At 58.9% G+C, this 16516-nt stretch carries 17 protein-coding genes; 11 read left to right on the forward strand and 6 right to left on the reverse strand.

Features of this window, described 5'->3' with window-relative positions; all coding sequences use genetic code 11:
• Window positions 1–625 precede the first annotated feature (625 nt).
• From ACQUTI_RS03165 to ACQUTI_RS03180, 4 genes are read left to right on the forward strand one after another with little or no spacing between them, the layout of a single operon-like run.
• On the forward strand, window positions 626–2179 hold the full coding sequence (locus ACQUTI_RS03165; protein ID WP_108450365.1) for a hypothetical protein: 1554 nt from the start codon (window positions 626–628) through the stop codon (window positions 2177–2179).
• Window positions 2176–2865 carry a hypothetical protein gene (locus ACQUTI_RS03170; RefSeq protein ID WP_108450364.1) on the forward strand — a complete coding sequence of 230 codons (690 nt, stop codon included), beginning with the start codon at window positions 2176–2178 and terminating at the stop codon, window positions 2863–2865. The genes ACQUTI_RS03165 and ACQUTI_RS03170 overlap by 4 nt, the downstream gene beginning before the upstream one ends.
• A 10-nt stretch (window positions 2866–2875) precedes the next feature.
• Complete coding sequence (locus ACQUTI_RS03175; protein WP_060655959.1) at window positions 2876–3811, forward strand: peptidoglycan-binding domain-containing protein; 936 nt, start codon at window positions 2876–2878, stop codon at window positions 3809–3811.
• Between the two features lie 52 nt (window positions 3812–3863).
• Entirely contained in the window at window positions 3864–4343 is a 480-nt protein-coding gene (locus ACQUTI_RS03180; protein WP_064189797.1) for a hypothetical protein, read from the forward strand.
• Between the two features lie 137 nt (window positions 4344–4480).
• Here the strand turns inward: ACQUTI_RS03180 and chrA are convergent, their stop codons facing one another.
• The 4 genes from chrA to ACQUTI_RS03200 form a co-directional block, all read right to left on the reverse strand.
• The gene (chrA, locus tag ACQUTI_RS03185; protein ID WP_065877524.1) at window positions 4481–5848 is read right to left on the reverse strand and encodes a chromate efflux transporter; all 1368 of its coding nucleotides are present in this window, start codon (window positions 5846–5848) and stop codon (window positions 4481–4483) included.
• The gene (locus ACQUTI_RS03190) at window positions 5817–6776 is read right to left on the reverse strand and encodes a chromate resistance protein ChrB domain-containing protein (RefSeq protein WP_122542778.1); all 960 of its coding nucleotides are present in this window, start codon (window positions 6774–6776) and stop codon (window positions 5817–5819) included. The genes chrA and ACQUTI_RS03190 overlap by 32 nt, the downstream gene beginning before the upstream one ends.
• A gap of 129 nt (window positions 6777–6905) precedes the next feature.
• On the reverse strand, window positions 6906–8099 hold the full coding sequence (locus ACQUTI_RS03195) for an MFS transporter (protein ID WP_004202975.1): 1194 nt from the start codon (window positions 8097–8099) through the stop codon (window positions 6906–6908).
• Between the two features lie 197 nt (window positions 8100–8296).
• Window positions 8297–8533 carry a tautomerase family protein gene (locus ACQUTI_RS03200; RefSeq protein WP_004202976.1) on the reverse strand — a complete coding sequence of 79 codons (237 nt, stop codon included), beginning with the start codon at window positions 8531–8533 and terminating at the stop codon, window positions 8297–8299.
• 60 nt (window positions 8534–8593) lie between these two features.
• On the opposite strand from ACQUTI_RS03200, the gene ACQUTI_RS03205 reads away from it, so the two are divergent.
• Both ACQUTI_RS03205 and ACQUTI_RS03210 read left to right on the forward strand, forming a co-directional pair.
• The gene (locus ACQUTI_RS03205) at window positions 8594–9055 is read left to right on the forward strand and encodes a winged helix-turn-helix transcriptional regulator (RefSeq protein ID WP_048324517.1); all 462 of its coding nucleotides are present in this window, start codon (window positions 8594–8596) and stop codon (window positions 9053–9055) included.
• A gap of 236 nt (window positions 9056–9291) precedes the next feature.
• The gene (locus tag ACQUTI_RS03210; protein WP_004202979.1) at window positions 9292–10509 is read left to right on the forward strand and encodes an MFS transporter; all 1218 of its coding nucleotides are present in this window, start codon (window positions 9292–9294) and stop codon (window positions 10507–10509) included.
• 60 nt (window positions 10510–10569) lie between these two features.
• Here the strand turns inward: ACQUTI_RS03210 and ACQUTI_RS03215 are convergent, their stop codons facing one another.
• On the reverse strand, window positions 10570–11478 hold the full coding sequence (locus ACQUTI_RS03215; RefSeq protein WP_004202981.1) for a DUF535 family protein: 909 nt from the start codon (window positions 11476–11478) through the stop codon (window positions 10570–10572).
• 289 nt (window positions 11479–11767) lie between these two features.
• Here ACQUTI_RS03215 and ACQUTI_RS03220 point away from each other — a divergent pair, with 289 nt between their 5' ends.
• A complete protein-coding gene (locus ACQUTI_RS03220) occupies window positions 11768–11908 on the forward strand; it encodes a hypothetical protein (RefSeq protein WP_002908189.1) in 141 nt (46 codons plus the stop codon).
• A gap of 45 nt (window positions 11909–11953) precedes the next feature.
• Here ACQUTI_RS03220 and ACQUTI_RS03225 read toward each other — a convergent pair whose 3' ends face one another.
• A complete protein-coding gene (locus ACQUTI_RS03225) occupies window positions 11954–12844 on the reverse strand; it encodes a LysR family transcriptional regulator (RefSeq protein WP_017899570.1) in 891 nt (296 codons plus the stop codon).
• A gap of 140 nt (window positions 12845–12984) precedes the next feature.
• Between ACQUTI_RS03225 and ACQUTI_RS03230 the strand changes: the two genes are divergently transcribed.
• From ACQUTI_RS03230 to ACQUTI_RS03245, 4 genes are read left to right on the forward strand one after another with little or no spacing between them, the layout of a single operon-like run.
• On the forward strand, window positions 12985–13692 hold the full coding sequence (locus ACQUTI_RS03230) for a CoA transferase subunit A (protein ID WP_004202983.1): 708 nt from the start codon (window positions 12985–12987) through the stop codon (window positions 13690–13692).
• A gap of 1 nt (window position 13693) precedes the next feature.
• Window positions 13694–14350, forward strand: coding sequence for a CoA transferase subunit B (locus tag ACQUTI_RS03235; RefSeq protein ID WP_049003325.1), 657 nt, complete (start codon window positions 13694–13696; stop codon window positions 14348–14350).
• Between the two features lie 9 nt (window positions 14351–14359).
• Entirely contained in the window at window positions 14360–15541 is a 1182-nt protein-coding gene (locus tag ACQUTI_RS03240) for an acetyl-CoA C-acetyltransferase (RefSeq protein ID WP_122542780.1), read from the forward strand.
• An 11-nt stretch (window positions 15542–15552) separates the two neighbouring features.
• Window positions 15553–16476, forward strand: a complete 924-nt coding sequence (locus ACQUTI_RS03245; RefSeq protein ID WP_122542782.1) for a 3-hydroxyacyl-CoA dehydrogenase family protein — start codon at window positions 15553–15555, stop codon at window positions 16474–16476.
• The last annotated feature ends 40 nt before the right edge of the window (window positions 16477–16516 follow it).

Consider the following 16516-nt stretch of genomic DNA (forward strand, 5'->3'; position numbering starts at 1 on the left):
CCCCCTGCCCGCACGGCGAGTTTTTTTACGTCACTCATTCATATGAATGAGTGGTGTCTCTGTTTCCTCCGTTATACTCATCAAAAAAGCGACGATGAATTTATTCTCGTGGGTTAATTTCGCGGATAGATATGCTTGTTCTGACCACTATTTTATCGGACTCACTAAAAATTACTGGTGAATATGATGAAGAAAATCACACGCAGCGCAGTCGTTATTCTATATGCATTACTCTTCCGCCATTTTACTGGTGGGAGGCATCCTCTTTCATCATGATTAATAAATAACAAAGAAGCATGGGCAATTTTTAAATTACCACGCAGCCATGACGCATCCAAATACATTCTGTCTTTTGCAAGACATAAAACTTGCCGTCATTAATAGTGTTTATATCTAGCGGTTAGAGAAAACTGAAACCAGTAGCTATTGCGGTTCTTTTTTCCTCATATTGGTCTCGCGACAATAAGTATTAGTCTATCGATCATCAGTTAATTTGATTTGTACTCACGGAGGAAAATGATAACTAAAGCCTGTAGCATTGAAAATCAAAATCATTTTTTATGGTAATTCAGGATGCCTCATTATGACGTCCTGCCAATAACGGCCCCACATCGATGAGGTGACTATGGCTAACCAATCAGAAATAAACTGGGCACGGATTTGTAAACTTCCACTGCAAATTGCGATGGTGGGTCTATCTATATTTGCCGTTGCCAAGCTTTTTACATATCTCGATTTACCCCCCATTTCCTGGCCCTCGAAAGAGACAGGCAGTGGGCTCAAGGCCTTTATTGCCATCATCGTTTTCTTAGTCGGCACAGGAATGGTGTCTTTTCTTTGGTGGCTCTCTTCTCGCTATTTTAGACTGGTGGGTTGCGCCGGGGAAAATATCGATAAGGTAGCGCAACTCAAAGACCTGCCCATGGGGCTGCCTGAAGGCACCGTTCGGGCCGTTTTAGCGCTGATCGTGGCCGTTGTGGGCCTGCCTCTGTTGCTGTTCAGCTCTCAATTGGGTACCAGCCCGGAGATTGCCGGGTATCTCAATGGCATTATTACCGGTGTTTTTGGGTATTACTTTGGCACCCGGGCGGCAGCTTCGACGACTAATACGAACAACAGCGTCGCCAGTGCACAGCAAGCGGCGCAAGAGCAAACCAGGCAAGCGGAGAAAGCGCAGAATAATGCCAACGAGAAAATGCAGCTTGCCGAAAAAATACAAAGTACGGCGGATGTCGATTCTTTGCTCGACAAAACGCAACGGCAGTTGGCCTTAGCGAAGGCATTACTGGCAATGCTCCCACAGACTAACTCATTGCCTACCGGACTGGGAGATGTTCTACCCGGAGACCTGAACAATACTATTACCCGCGCAGAGAGCATTATTAATGCCTTGCGTAATCTCAGTAAGAAAGATGTCACCTCCGATCAACTTGACGAACTCAATCAAGTCGTCAATATCCTGACCGGCGCCACTTCACCATTGAGTGTCCTTTTAAGCAAAGCGGCACCCTTAGTGGCACCGGCCATGCCGGCATTAGGCCCCATCGCCGGGATCGTGATGCTGCTGGGTGTCGGCGCTAAACTGGGTTCCGATCAGTTCAAGCGCTGGCGCGCTCGCGTACTGGCAGCCCCGCTGGCCCAAGGGCTGGTTGAAAGCGGGACGCTTACACTCCCCCTGACCCGTGCCGCCCTGGAGAACGCACCTGCAGCCACCCCCTTTTTTGCCTCACGGCCAGCGGCAGAGGTCGACAGCGTCCTGGCAAATGTGCTGGCAGCTGACGATCCTGTGTCTGTGCTCAATGAGGCCTATGGGCCCAACGGACACGTCGCTGCTGACATCGTCCATGACATCGAGGAAGCCACATCTATCGTTACCGCACTGCAGCAATCTCTCCTCGCTCTCTATGGCAAGGGTGACATTACGGAAGAGATCGCCAGCAAAGTGCGCGCAAGCCTGACATCACCCGCGTCTCAAGCATTGGGGGCAGCCAGCACAGCCTTGAACAATTTGAGTGCTTCGGACATCAATCAGCTTATTAATCAGGTCTCTGGTGTTTCAAGGGTGGAAGCCAATCCTGCAGACAGCAGGGCTGCTTTCGACCTGCTGATCATGCTTGTCGATGCTGCCCGCCGTGAGAACGTCGACTTTGTCCAGGCGATTGCGGATCTCAAGTTATGAAGCGCATGCAACGTTTTCTCAGACTGGCCAGCTTGCTATGCCTGCTGACTGCCTGCGCCACCATGCAACTGGCCCACATGAAACAGTTGCAAAGCACCCGGCAGTACGAAGCGATCATTGCGGAAACGCCAGTGGCTTCCTGCAACGATCCCTCTCAAAGTCGTGAAGTCTGTCGGCAGTTCTACGCTATTCGGGGCCATGCCTATCTCAAACTCGCGATGAATGAGTCTCAGCCGGGGGCTCACTGCCCCATGCCAACCCCATCAGCACGGGCCAATATCGACAATGCGGTGCACGATTATGCGCTTGCGTCTTCTGCCGCCGCCAGGGGCAGTGAAGATGAGACACATCTGTTGGAGAATCAGGCCCTTGCTTTGACCTGCTCAGCCCCCTTTAAGCAACCCGCTGAGGCAGTGGCAATGACACGTGAAGCCGTGGCAAAACTGGACCTGTTACCGCCGAATCCATCCCGCGCGCTTACCGCCAGTAATGCCTTCCTCAGCCTGGCTCAGCGTACCGACCTGCCGCAGGCCGATCGCTGTCAGGCCGCCCGTGATGCTCGAATACGCGCCCTGGGCGGACTGAACGGGCAACCGCCAGCCACAGGCGAGATAGCAATACGTCTCCATCAGACCGTCAATGCCGCTGCCATCGGTGGCCCAGGTCTTCCCTCCACCTGTGTATGAGGTAGATACCATGAGCGAACCACGTGACCTGTTTTATTGTTTTCCGCTGATGCGGGGTGAAGATGTACGTGCTGTACAAAAGGCGCTGACCACTCTCGGAGTGCAACCCCCTTGTGGAACTTCAGACGGTATTTTTGGCAATGCCACTCGGCTTTCAGTGGAAGCCTTCCAGCGTAGCGTACACGATTTAATTGTCGATGGCGTCGTGGGCAGGTTGACCCATGATGCGTTATTCGGGAAGACACTTGCGGCGTTTCCTGAGCCGAAAGCCGGGATAGCACCGGCTCAGTGGTCACCTCCGGACGTCTCCTCGTTGATACGCTCAACGGCTTCAAAACCGCCTCTCAGTCGTGAACAGGCCCTCCAGTGCCGTGACTGGTTAATGCAAAACTTTGGTTCCGGGATAGAGAAAGCCGTTGCGGGCACCCCTTTTGATGCTTTGCTGATTTGCGCCATCGCCGCCAAGGAAACCGCCCCGATATGGCTCAACTGGATAAATCAGATGAGTGCCAACGAAATTCTTGCCCGCTGTGTTTTTGATGCCAGCGGTGATGCCCCAGGCACCAGCCGAATCGCATTTCCATCCACTACCGCCGACTTTCGTGACAAGTATGGAGATCAGATAACCACAGAGTTTATCGACGAGGCCAACCGTACCCGAACCCTCAGAAAGATGGAGCCGAAGGACTGGGTCTATAAAGGTTATGGAATATTCCAGTACGACTTGCAACACATCTTGACAGATCCCAGTTTTTTCCTGAACAAGCAATGGCGAGATTTCCCAAGTTGCCTGACGCGGGTGTTGAATGAATTAACGTTAAAGCACCATTCCGCCGACGGAGATTTACGCGAGACTATCCGCCTCTATAACGGCAAGGGGGAACGCGCACAAATCTATGCAGACCACGTACTCATCATGTACGACTGGATGAAGAAAAGCGCCTAGCAGCTTTGTATATGTTCACTATTACCCAACCCAAAATGACGAGGACAAAACTATGCCTAATGGTTACGACTTAATAGACGCAGCAAGAAGTCAGCTTAATGTTAAAGAGGAACCACTTAACAGCAACTCTGGCCCGATGGTAAATACCTATCTCGACTACGTGGGTAGCCCCTCCGGCTCGCCATGGTGTATGGCTTTCGTCTACTGGTGTAGCTGTCAGGCTGATATTCCCGGCCTGCCTAAAACCGCCAGCGTAGCGAAATTCTATCAGGAGTCATTAGCGCTCGGAAAAATAATATCTATTTCCGACATTGCCGTTGGCGATATTGTTTTAAGGGTTGATTATCCCGTCCAGGCCAACGGTCAAAAGCCAGGAGATCATGCCGGAATTTACACGGGGACAGTTGATGGGGTGCCACAATATATCTCGGGGAATACGATATCTGGCAAGGATTCAAAAAATGATGGAACCAGTTCCTATGTCGATGAACATGAGATGAAGCATTTTAATTACGCCGCGCGGTTTTGGTAACGAGGTTATTCCGCGGGAAGTATGCAACAACTTTAAAAAATGAAGATATTGCCACCCATCCGGCCAGTGCCTGCTGAGGCACTGGCCTTTACCCCGCTACCGTATCTAGCCACGTGTCTCTCACCCCGAAGCCGACCTCACCCTGCGCCGGACAGTCCCGCCATATGGACGATAAGCCCCACCGCGGCGGCGGCGGCCAGTACCCAGGTCAGCTTCCACTTATAGCGAAACAGCAGCCCGGTGGCGGCGATAGCAATGGCCGCAGACCATGGGTCGAAACCGGATGGTCCCCAGACACTATGCCAGATAAAAAACAGCGCCAGATTCAGGATAACGCCCACCACCGCGGCGGTAATGGCGGTCAACGGCGCGGTAAATCCCACTTTATTATGCGTGGTTTCAATAAACGGCCCGCCGGCGAGAATAAAGATAAACGAGGGTAAAAAGGTAAACCATGTCACCAGGCACGCCGCCGCGATGCCCCCCAGCAGCACATCATCAACGCCCAACACCGCTTTGGTGTAGCCGCCGACAAACCCGACAAAGGTCACCACCATGATCAACGGTCCGGGGGTGGATTCCCCCAGGGCGAGGCCGTCCATCATCTGCCCTGCGGTCAGCCAGCCATAGTGGGTCACCGCCCCCTGGTAAACGTAAGGCAAGACGGCATACGCCCCGCCGAAAGTCATCAACGCGGCTTTGGTAAAGAACCAGCTCATCTGGGTCAGCGGGTGCGCCCAGCCCAGCATTAGCGCCAGGGTGGCCATCGGCACCAGCCACAGCAGTATCCCGGCGATCAGCACCCGGGCAGTGCGCCGCCAGCTGAACAGGGCGTGGGCTGGGATCGGCGTCGCGTCATCAATAATGGCGGCCCCGCCAGGCTGACTCTGCGCGCGATGGGCGTCGGCTTTGCCGAAGGTCGCCGGCGCCACCCGTCCGCCGATAAACCCGACGATCGCCGCGGTCAGGACGATCAGCGGAAAAGGTACGTTCAGCGCAAAAATAGCGACAAAGGCTGCGGCGGCAATGGCCCAGTAGGCGCCATTTTTCAGCGCCCGCGAGCCGATGCGGTGCGCCGCCTGCAGCACGATCGCCGCCACGGCGGGTTTGATGCCATAAAAAATCCCCGCCACCACCGCGACATCTCCCCAGACGAGGTAGATCCACGCCAGCGCGATGAGCAACACCAGCGAGGGCAAAATAAACAGCACCCCGGCGATGATGCCTCCCCAGGTTTTATGCATCAGCCAGCCGATATAGGTCGCCAGCTGCTGGGCCTCCGGGCCCGGCAGGACCATACAAAAGTTGAGCGCGTGCAGGAATCGCCCTTCCGAGATCCAGCGTCGGTTATCCACCAGCTCCTGGTGCATCATGGCGATCTGCCCGGCAGGTCCGCCGAAGCTGATGAAGCCGAGCTTCAGCCAGAAGCGAAATGCCTGCCAGAAGGATACGGAAGCGACGACGGAAGGGCTGTCAGTCTGCGGAAGAACCACCGTTTTGCTCATGATTACCAGACCTCATTTCACAGGACTTCAGTAAGCCGTCGAACAGCGAGCAGGCTGCCGCCAGCAGTTGGTCATCGTCCGTAATGGTTTCCCGCAGCCCTGCAAGAATGCTTTCCACCCCCGCCGCCTCCGGGGTGGATACCCCACCGACGTCCAGGAAGTGGATCAGCCGGCCCAGAGCGTCGGGGATAGCGGCCTCCAGAGCAAAGCGCCGGACCAGAACTTCGAAGGTCACCCGCGTGCCAACGTGGCTGAACGGCGCCCCGTCATAATCAAAACCAACCGCCGTCGCCGGGCAGTCCTCAGGCGCGGCCAGCCACAGGAACCGCGCATCAGGGTCGATAAAGCGCTGAATTAGCCAGGCGCTGGCCAGACGATCGACCCACGGGCGTCGGCGGGTGGCCCACAAACGGCCGCGAAAGGCCTCTCTATCCAGAAGGCTCAGTTCGCCCGCAACCGCCTGCGGCTCGTCCGGCGATAGCCGCTGATTAATCGCCTGCTCGAGGGTGGCCAGTCGCTCAGCGGCCTGCTCCCGGGCGGCCCCCGGGAAAAAATCGATAGCCGCGATCCGCTGGTAGTCACGCTGAATTTTACGCAGCTGTTTGAGCTGAGCCGCCAGTCCGTCGGCGGATAACGCCCCCTGCAGCGCCAGCAGATCCTGCAACAGCGCATCATACTGTTCGCGACGATCGAATAGCGGCCTGAGCGCCTCCTCTTCCGCCGACTCAATCGTAAACACATACCCGGCCCCGCCCTCCGCGCGGATCACCTGGCAGGTGCTGAGGAAAATGTCATAGCCCTGGCGCACGTCGGGCAGCAGATAGACCCCGTCGCGCAGGACCGCCGCACCGCTCTGCTTCAGGGTTCGCCAGACACGCATGCGCAGCGTGGCTTGAGACGTCGTCAGGTTAAGGATCAAGAGATGCATTGTCATGATGTAGAGATTACTACAGCATGTAGCGTGTGTGACGTTTATTCGCGCGCAGGTTAAGATGAATTTCAGCAATGCATAGCTAAAAAGCACAAAACGAGGGCCCGCGCAGCGGCAGGCCAGGCGCTAAGCGCGGGGCGGCGATAACGGGCGCAGCAGCAGGGTGAACAGCGCCAGCCCCACCGGCGCCAGGGAGCCCCACAGCACCGCGTTCCAGCCGAAGGCGTTGAGCAGAACGCCGGACGAAAACGAACCCACGATCATCACGCCGAAGACCAGAAAATCGTTGAGCGACTGAACCTGGGTCTTCTCTTCCGGGCGGTGGAAATCGATAATTTTCGCCGAGGCGCCGGTGAAGCCAAAGTTCCAGCCGATGCCGAGCAAAATCAGCGACAGCCAGTAATGATACACCCCGACGCCGCTGAGACCGACCGCCACCGAGGCGCCGGTGATCAGCAATCCCGCCGCCGCCATGCGCGCTGCGCCGAAGCGCTGGATCAGCCGGCCGGTGACAAATCCCGGACCGTACATCGCCATCACATGCCACTGGATCCCGAGGTTGGCGGCCTGCTGGGAAAGGCCGTGCATATGCATGGAGAGCGGCGCGGCGGTCATCAGAAAATTCATCACCATATAGGCCACCGCGCCGCTGAACACCGTGGTGGCAAAGCCCGGCTGGCGGACAATCTCGCGCAGCGGCCGCCCTCCGCGAACGCTGGCCGCCGCGGGCTCTGCTGGCGTCACGCCTGCCAGCAGAATGGCGGCGAGCGCCGCCACCAGCGCCTGAGCGAGGAAGGTGAAGGCGAAGGTATGAGTCGGCCAGAGGTGCATGGTGCCGGTGACCAGCATCGGGCCAATGATCCCGGCGGCCACGCCGCCGCCCATCACCAGCGACAGCGCGCGGGCGCGACGTTCCGGAGCGACGCCGTCGGTGGCGGCAAAGCGAAAACTGAGCGCCACCGCGGCATAGGCGCCGCCAAGCATCGCGGCGAAACAAAACAGCAGAAAAGAGCCCAGCACCACCGCCAGAGCGGCCGCCAGACCGGTAACCACCCCGGCGCCGGTACCGGCCATAAACGCGGCTTTGCGGCCCCGCTTACGCGCCAGCGCGCCGAAAGGCAGAATCGAGGCCGCCATCCCCAGCACAAACAGGGTGATCGGCAGCGTGGCCAGCGACGGGCTGGGGGCGATGGTATTGCCGACGATAGCGCCAGTGGCGTAGAACACCACCGAGTTGGCGCCGGCCAGCGCCTGAGCGACGGCCAGGCGGATGATATTGTTGTTCTGCGCCGCCAGCGGCAGCATCTGTTCGCTAGACATCCGTTGTTTTCACCAGTTTGAGAGTGGCGCCAGGCGGGTCGTCTGGCATCGCGCCCTGTTTGTTGGGTTCCCTGACCGTTACCTTAGCCGCAAAATACGCTTTTGCACCATAGCGAATAGCAATATTACCCGGCGACCTGGCCCTCTTCTGCGCCAGATCGCCGGGCCGGGCTTCGCAGCCCGCTTTTTTCAGGAAATCAGTCGCGCCGCGCCGCGGCGAATTTAGCCGCAATCATCGCGGCCGTCGGCTGGACGCCCCCCAGGCTCCACTGCTCCGGGTCATGTTCATCAATGCGGATCCACACCGACTGGCGGAACTGCGGATCGCCCTGCCCCTCAATCTCCACCAGCAGATCGGTCATCCGCCGCAGCAGCTCACTTTTCTGTTCCGCGGTCATGATCCCTTTAATGGTTTGCACGTTAACAAATGGCACGCTATGCTCCTTAGCATCTAAGTCTAAATTTCAAACTCAGAGTAGAAGGCCAATCTCACGATGTCAAAAAATAAATCATTGCCCTACCTCGATCCTGAGCTGTGCGGCCTGGCGGAAGGAGCCAAAATACTGGGCGACCGCTGGGTGCTGCTGATCCTCCGCGAGGCGTTTTACGGCGTGACGCGCTTTGAAACGATGCAGGCGCATACCCATATTACCCGCCAGACGCTCACCATCCGGTTGAAAACCATGACCGAAATGGGCTTGCTTCGCAAAGTCCCCTATCGGGAAGCGGGGGCTCGCGAGCGCTATGAATATGTTCTCACCGAAAAAAGCCGTAGCCTGGCGCTGGTGCTGTTCGCCCTGATGGAATGGGGCCACCAGCAGGTGCTGCACAGCACGCCGCATATTGCGCTGGTGGACAGCGCCAGCGGCGAGGCCGTCCATCCCGGGTTCGTCACCGCCAGCGGCAGCGTGGCGAATCCCGCCGCGCTGCAGATCGTTAAGGCAGACGAACGCTGAGAGCGGCGCGGTTGCCCTGATACAGAACTTTCGTAGGCCTCTGGCGGAAGCCGCGACGAGCAGGTATGTTGCATTGCCACGTTACCCGACGACTGGGTGACATTTTGGTTTCATCGAACGGTGCGATAAAGAATGAGGCTCTCTGCCGGGTCCGATCCCGGCTATTATTCGTGGCGCACGCCATGACCGCCCTGGTCCGCCGCTGATCCGCGGATCGTTCATGCTAAAGGAAGAAAATGTCGCTTCGTTCACTGCGGGCTTTATGTTTGACCAGCTTCTTTATCGCCGACGTTCGCGACGGCCTCGGCCCGTTTCTGGGGATCTTTCTCACCCAGCGTCACTGGCAGGCGGAGGACATCGGCCTGTTGATGACCGTCGGCGGCGTGGCCGGCCTGCTGGCGACCCTGCCCGCCGGCTTCATCACCGACACCTCGCGGCATAAGCGCGTGCTGTTGGCCGGGGTCTGCCTGGCGATCACCCTGACCACCCTCCTGCTCTGGTTCAGTCAGAAGACCAGCGTGGTGGCCCTTTCACAGGTTGCCAGCGGGATCTGCGCGGCCTTTGTCGGACCGTTAATCGCCGGGATCACCCTTGGGCTGACCCGACAGCGCGGCTTTAGCGCTCAGATGGGAAAAAACGAAGCCTTCAACCATGCGGGGAATTTCTTCACTGCGCTGATTGCCGGGGCCATCGCCTGGTACTGGGGCATCGGCGGCATTTTCATCCTGATGGCCTGTACCACCCTGTTTACCCTGATCGCCCTGCTGGCAATCCGCAGCAGCGATATTGACGATGACGCCGCCCGCGGCCTCGAGTCGGCCGTCACGCCCGCTGTGCCTGGGTTTGCCATCCTGTTCCGCCATACGCCGCTGCTGATCGCCGGCGTGACCCTGATGCTGTTCCATCTCGCCAACGCCGCGCTGTTGCCGATGCTCAGCATGCGGATCGCCGCCGCGCCGGGACACCTCAATCCGGGGCTGTTTGCCGCCGCCACGGTGATTATTTCGCAGGTGGTAATGATCCCGGTGGCCATCCGGGTCGCCGGCAGCATCGACAAATATGGTTACTGGCGATGCATTCTGCTGGCGCTGCTGATCATGCCCATCCGCGCGGCGCTGGCGGCCGCCAGCGACGCCCCGGCGATGATGGTCCCGGTGCAAATTCTTGATGGTCTGGCGGCAGGGATTTTGGGGGTGGCGGTGCCCAGCTTTATCGTCTCGCTGCTGCGCGGCAGCGGGCACGTTAACGCCGGACAAAGCGTGGTGATGCTAATGCAGGGCGCCGGGGCGGCGATGAGTCCGGCGTTAACCGGCGCTATCGCCGGGCGCTACTCTTTTGCTACCGCCTTCGGCGTGCTGAGCGTTATCGCGCTGGTCGCGCTGATAGTGTGGTGGCGCAGCGCCCCGCTGCTCACCAACTCGGTGTCGCCGCCGATCGGCGAGAGCGGCCAGTAAAGAAAGGATATCGTCAGGCGGACAACAGCCCCCTGCTGCCTGCCTGACGTGGGAAAGGCGTTAATTCATCTGCGGATTCAAGGTTATTTGCCGCAGAGCGTTCGCCATTTCGAGCTGAATCAGCTCTTTGACACCTTCGCGCTTAATAAACTGGCTGCGGTGTTTACTTTTTACCTCTTCAAGACTTTTTTTGATCTCCTGCGCCGGCAGTTTATACCAGCCGCGAGCCTGTTTCTCTCCGCCCATTTCCAGCCACAGCGATGAATAACTGGCTTTCACCAGATCGCTTTTCACGTGGTAATCGGAATCAATCGCGTAGACCGTAGTGATGCCGAAATAACGCAGGAAACCATACAGCACGCTCATGATGATATTTTTCGGCCGCGCGCCATGCAGCTCTTTGGTCAGCACCTTCACCTCATCATTGGTGATATCTTTCCCGCCCTGTATTCCGCCGATATAAGCGCGGCCATCGTCGGTACAGGAAAAACAGACGCTATAAACGCGCCGGTCGCCGAGAAACAGCTGCAGCATCAGCTCACCCTCCTCCTGAAACGGCGATGCCAGCAGCTTAACGTCAAGCTTTTCGCCATTTTTCAGAGGAATAGCAAACATCGTCCGGCCAAAATCCGCCACGTTATAGAGCTGCGGCAGCACATCGGGCTGAAACGTTTTCTCGATAAAATTCAGCGAACCGTGGGCAATATCCAGCTTGCGCCGTTTTGACATCCGTTTATTAAGATAGGCCTTAAAGGGTTTATCCTCGAAAGGCACCAGTCCCTGGGTCACGGCGGTCAATCGTGCGCACTGATATTTGGCGCAAAGTCCTTGATATTCTCTGTATTTACCTCCTGCGAGCGAGAGCTCTCTGCATTTTCGTAAGAATTTTTTATAGCTTATTTTGACCTGACCGATCACTTTATTATGTTTACGCCATTCTTTGATGGCGCCTGTAACAGTATGTTCCATTGATTAAGATCCATAGATTCATCCATAATCGCGGCCATATTAACATAAAAGCCATTCGTCAATGCTTAATTACACCTTCGTTGTCCTTTCATTTAATATTTAGGCAGGAAATTATTCTGGTGGAGATATTTAAAGCTAACGCCATCCTGTCAACGGTTATTTATGGTGGGTTTTATCTGCTGCCGGCGGACTTAACGCTCTGTGCGTTCGGCGCGAAGAGCGGTTACCTCCGCAGGCGGTTATGCCCTATACTTGACGCTGATTCAAAACCAGCAACGATAGGTAACTTATGGAAATTGATCTCGACAACCTGGTCTTCAGCGGCCTGGATGAAGCGGAAGAGCGCAACGCGGAGCGTCTGGAAGAAGCGGACAAAAAAGCCCAGGCGATCGTTGCCGATGACGATTGCGGCGACGCCTGCAAAATCTGATTATCAAACCGGCCTGCGGGCCGGTTTTTTTGCCCCCCCGCCCCCTCAGGTGGGTAAATACCCTTTCAACGTATCCAGCAGCGCCTGCGCCGCCTTCGACAGCGGCAGATGTCCGGCATGGATCGCCCCAACGCACTTTTCAATCGGCGGATCGCTGAGCGGAATGCACACTGCCCCCAGCGAGGTCATCTGCGTTTTGCATAGCGCCGGCACCGCGCTGCCTCCCAGACCGCTGGCTACCATCCTCCCCACCGTCACCAGTTGGTGGCTCTCCAGCGCCACGTCCAGCTGACGCCCGCTGCGCGCCAGCGCCTCCTCCAGCATCAGGCGCACCGCCGAGGGACGCTGGAGGGTGATAAAGTCGAGAGTTAACAGCTCCTGCCAGGTGAGCTTTTTTTTCTTCGCCAGCGGCGATTGCCGGGGAACGATCGCCACGAAGCGGTCCACCGCCAGCGGGGTAAACAGCAGGTTGTGGTTGGGCGATGGCTCGAAAGCGATGCCCATCTCTACCCGCCCCTCACGCACCATCTCGATTACCTGCTCATTGATCACATCATGCACCGTGACGTTCACCCCGGCATAGCGGTCGCGGAAGGCTTTCAGCGCCTCCGGCAGAACGTTGGCGGCGAACGACGGCATCGCGGCGACCGAGATTTTGCCGCGCTGCAGGGTAAAGCTCTGGCGCATCGCCTCCTCAACGTTATCCCAGTCGGCCAGCAGTTGACGGGCCATCGGCAGAAAGAGTTCCCCCTCCTGGGTGAGGGTCACTTTGCGGGTGCTGCGCTGCAGCAGCGCGCCCCCCAGCGCCTCCTCCAACCCTTTGATGGTCAGGCTGAGCGCTGGCTGCGACAGATTCAGCCTTTCGCTGGCGTGGGCGAAATTGAGAGTGTGAGCTACCGCTAAAAACGCGCGTAACTGTTTGACACTCATTCTCATTTTTCATCCTGTTAACTAATTGAAAGAAATTAGTTAACAGGAAATTAATTAAATTTCCAAATGAGTGAGTCACAAATTCAAAATTATCAAATCAGTCGCCCGCGCCAATGATAAGGGTATTGCAAGGCAGGAGAGACTAGATGGCAGGACTGGATAAACGCGTCGCCAGCTACGAAGCGGCGCTGGAAGGGTTAACGGACGGCATGACGCTGCTCGCCGGCGGCTTCGGCCTGTGCGGTATACCCGAGAATTTGATCGCCGAGGTGAAGCGTCGCCAGGTGAAGGGGCTGACGGTGGTTTCCAACAACTGCGGCGTCGATGGCTTCGGTCTCGGCATGCTGTTGGAGTCGCGCCAGGTCAGCAAGGTAGTGGCCTCTTACGTCGGGGAAAACGCGCTGTTTGAACAGCTGGTGCTGAGCGGCGAGCTGGCGGTAGAGCTCACCCCGCAGGGAACGCTGGCGGAAAAAATCCGCGCCGGCGGCGCCGGGATCCCCGGCTTTTACACCGCCACCGGCTATGGCACGCCGGTCGCCGAAGGCAAAGAGGTGCGCCAGTTCGACGGTAAAAATTACATTCTTGAACAAGCTATTCGCGGCGATTTCGCCCTCGTGAAGGGCTGGAAGGCTGACTGGTACGGCAATGTGGTTTATCGCCATACCGCACAGAATTTCAACCCGCTGATGGCCACCGCCGGGCGCATTACGGTGGTGGAGGTGGAAGAGATTGTGCCGCCGGGCGAACTGCCGCCCTCCGCCATTCACACCCCGGGGATCTATGTCGACCGGCTGATCGTCGGGCAATTCGAAAAACGTATTGAACAGCGCACCCTGCGCGCCGGAGGGCACTGAGATGTTAACCCGCGAACAAATGGCGATGCGCGTCGCCCAGGAGCTGCGCGACGGCGACTACGTCAACCTTGGGATCGGTATCCCGACGCTGGTAGCCAATTACATTCCCGCCGGCATTGAAGTGATGCTCCAGTCGGAGAACGGCCTGCTGGGGATGGGCGAGTTTCCCGATGAGGAAACCCTCGACGCCGACATGATCAACGCCGGCAAACAGACCGTCACCGCGCAAACCGGGGCGGCGATCTTCGATTCGGCCCAGTCGTTCGCCATGATCCGCGGCGGCCACGTCGATCTTACGGTTCTTGGCGCCTTTGAGGTCGACGTCGCAGGGAATATCGCCTCGTGGATGATCCCCGGAAAAATGGTCAAGGGGATGGGCGGCGCCATGGACCTGGTGGCCGGCGCGCAGAACATCATCGTGGTGATGACCCACGCCTCAAAGAACGGTGAATCCAAACTGCTGCCGCAGTGCACCCTGCCGCTCACCGGCGTGGGCTGCATTCGCCGGGTGCTCACCGACCTGGCCCTGCTGGACATTGTCGACGGGGCGTTTGTCCTGCGCGAAGTGGCCCCGGGGGTCAGCCCCGACGAAGTGATGCGTAAAACGGCGGGACGGCTGATCGTCGCCGACGACGTGCGCGAAATGCGCTTCAGCTAAGGAGAGACCATGACCGATATTGCCATAGTTGCTGCCGTACGCACCCCGGTCGGCAGCTTTCGCGGCGCCTTCGCCCCGCTTTCCGCCGTCGACCTCGGCGCGGCAGTGGTGCGCAGCCTGCTTGAACGCTGCCAGCTGCCCGCCGCAGCTGTCGATGAACTGATTTTCGGCCAGGTGCTCACCGCCGGCTGCGGGCAGAACCCGGCGCGCCAGACCGCGCTGCGGGCCGGCCTGCCGGTGGACACTCCAGCGGTCACCGTCAATCTGGTGTGCGGCTCAGGGCTGAAAGCGGTTCAGCAGGCGGTGCAGGCGATCCGCTGCGGCGACGCCGAGATCGTTATCGCCGGCGGCCAGGAGAGCATGAGCAATGCTCCCTATCTGATGAATGGCGCCCGCGACGGCCTGCGTTTCGGCCATGCCAGCCTGCAGGACAGCATGATCCAGGACGGCCTATGGGACGCTTTTAACGACTACCACATGGGCATTACCGCCGAGAACCTTGCCGACGCCTTCGACATCAGCCGCGAGCGCCAGGACGCCTTCGCCGCCAGCTCCCAGCGCAAAGCGGCGGCCGCTATCGCCGCCGGACGCTTTCGCGAGGAGATCGTCCCGGTCAGCGTCCCGCAGGGCAAAAAACCTCCGCGTGTCGTGACCGACGATGAGCAACCGCGCCCGGAGACCAGCGAGCAGCAGCTGGCCAAGCTGCGCCCGGCGTTTCGCCCGGCTGACGGCAGCGTCACCGCCGGGAATGCCTCATCGCTGAACGACGGCGCTGCGGCGGTCCTGCTGATGAGCGTCGATAAAGCGCACGAGCTTGGGCTGCCGGTGCTGGCGCGCATTGTCAGCGCGGCGGTCGCCGGGGTCGACCCGTCGGTGATGGGCATCGGCCCGGTGAGCGCCTGCCGCCAGGCGCTGCAGCGCGCCGGCTGGGCGCTGGACGAGGTGGATCTGATCGAAGCCAACGAGGCCTTTGCCGTCCAGGCGCTGGCCGTCGGCCAGCTGCTCGAATGGGACAGCGAGAAGGTCAACGTTAACGGCGGCGCCATCGCCCTGGGCCATCCCATCGGCGCCTCCGGCTGCCGGATCCTCGTCAGTCTGGTGCATGAGATGCAGCGCCGGGGCGCCAGCAAAGGGCTGGCCACCCTGTGCGTCGGCGGCGGACAGGGCATCGCCATGACCCTTCAACGTTAACAGGAGCCACTATGTTTACACCACGCCTGGCGGTACTCGGCGCCGGACTGATGGGCGTCGGCACTGCCTGCCATTTCGCCCGTCACGGTCACGCCGTCCGCCTGTATGACACCGATCCGCAACGTCTCGCCGAGGTACCCACAGTAGCCGGGGCGATCCTGCGCGAGCTGGAGGCGAGCGGTCAGCAGGATCCCGCCGACCGCGACGCCGTGCTGAGCCGTTTAACCCCTACCCCGGCGCTGCAAGCGCTGGCGGACGCCACGCTGCTGATTGAAGCGATCCCCGAACGGCTGGGGCTGAAGCACGCCCTGTATGCCGAACTGGAAACGCTGATCGCCGACGAGGCGATTATCGCCAGCAACACCAGCGGCCTGCCGCCGGATCAGCTGGCGCAGGGCATGCGCCTCCCGGAACGGCTACTGATCGCCCATTTCTGGCATCCGCCACACCTGATCCCGCTGGTGGAAGTGGTGCCCGGGAGCGCCACCCTGCCCCATCTGGCGCGCCAGGTGAGCGACTTTTGCGCCGCCTGCGCGCTGGAAGCGGTGGTGCTCAACCGCGCCGCGCCGGGCTTTGTCGGCAACCGGCTGCAGTTCGCCCTGCTGCGCGAAGCGCTGCATATCGTCCACAGCGGCATCGCGTCCCCGGAGGTGGTGGACCAGGTGATGCGCGCCTCGCTGGGCCGCCGCTATGCGATGGTCGGCCCGCTGGAGGCAGCGGACATGACCGGCCTGGCGACGGTCCAGGATATCTGCCAGCACCTGCTGCCGGAGCTGGCCAGCGGCACCGAGATGATGTCGCTGGTGGCAGAGAAAGTGGCGCGAGGCGACACCGGCGCCCGCAGCGGGCAAGGCTTTTACCGCTGGGACGAGGCCCGGCGCCAGCGCATCCAGTCGCGCCGGGAACACCAGCTGCGCTTCGCCCTGAAACCCTAGTATCTCGTTCTGTACCCCTACAATAACAATGAGAGTGAGA

It is taken from the genome of Klebsiella sp. 7-CIP_Kleb. (genome assembly GCF_050378655.1).
Classification (GTDB): Bacteria; Pseudomonadota; Gammaproteobacteria; order Enterobacterales; family Enterobacteriaceae; genus Klebsiella; species Klebsiella quasipneumoniae.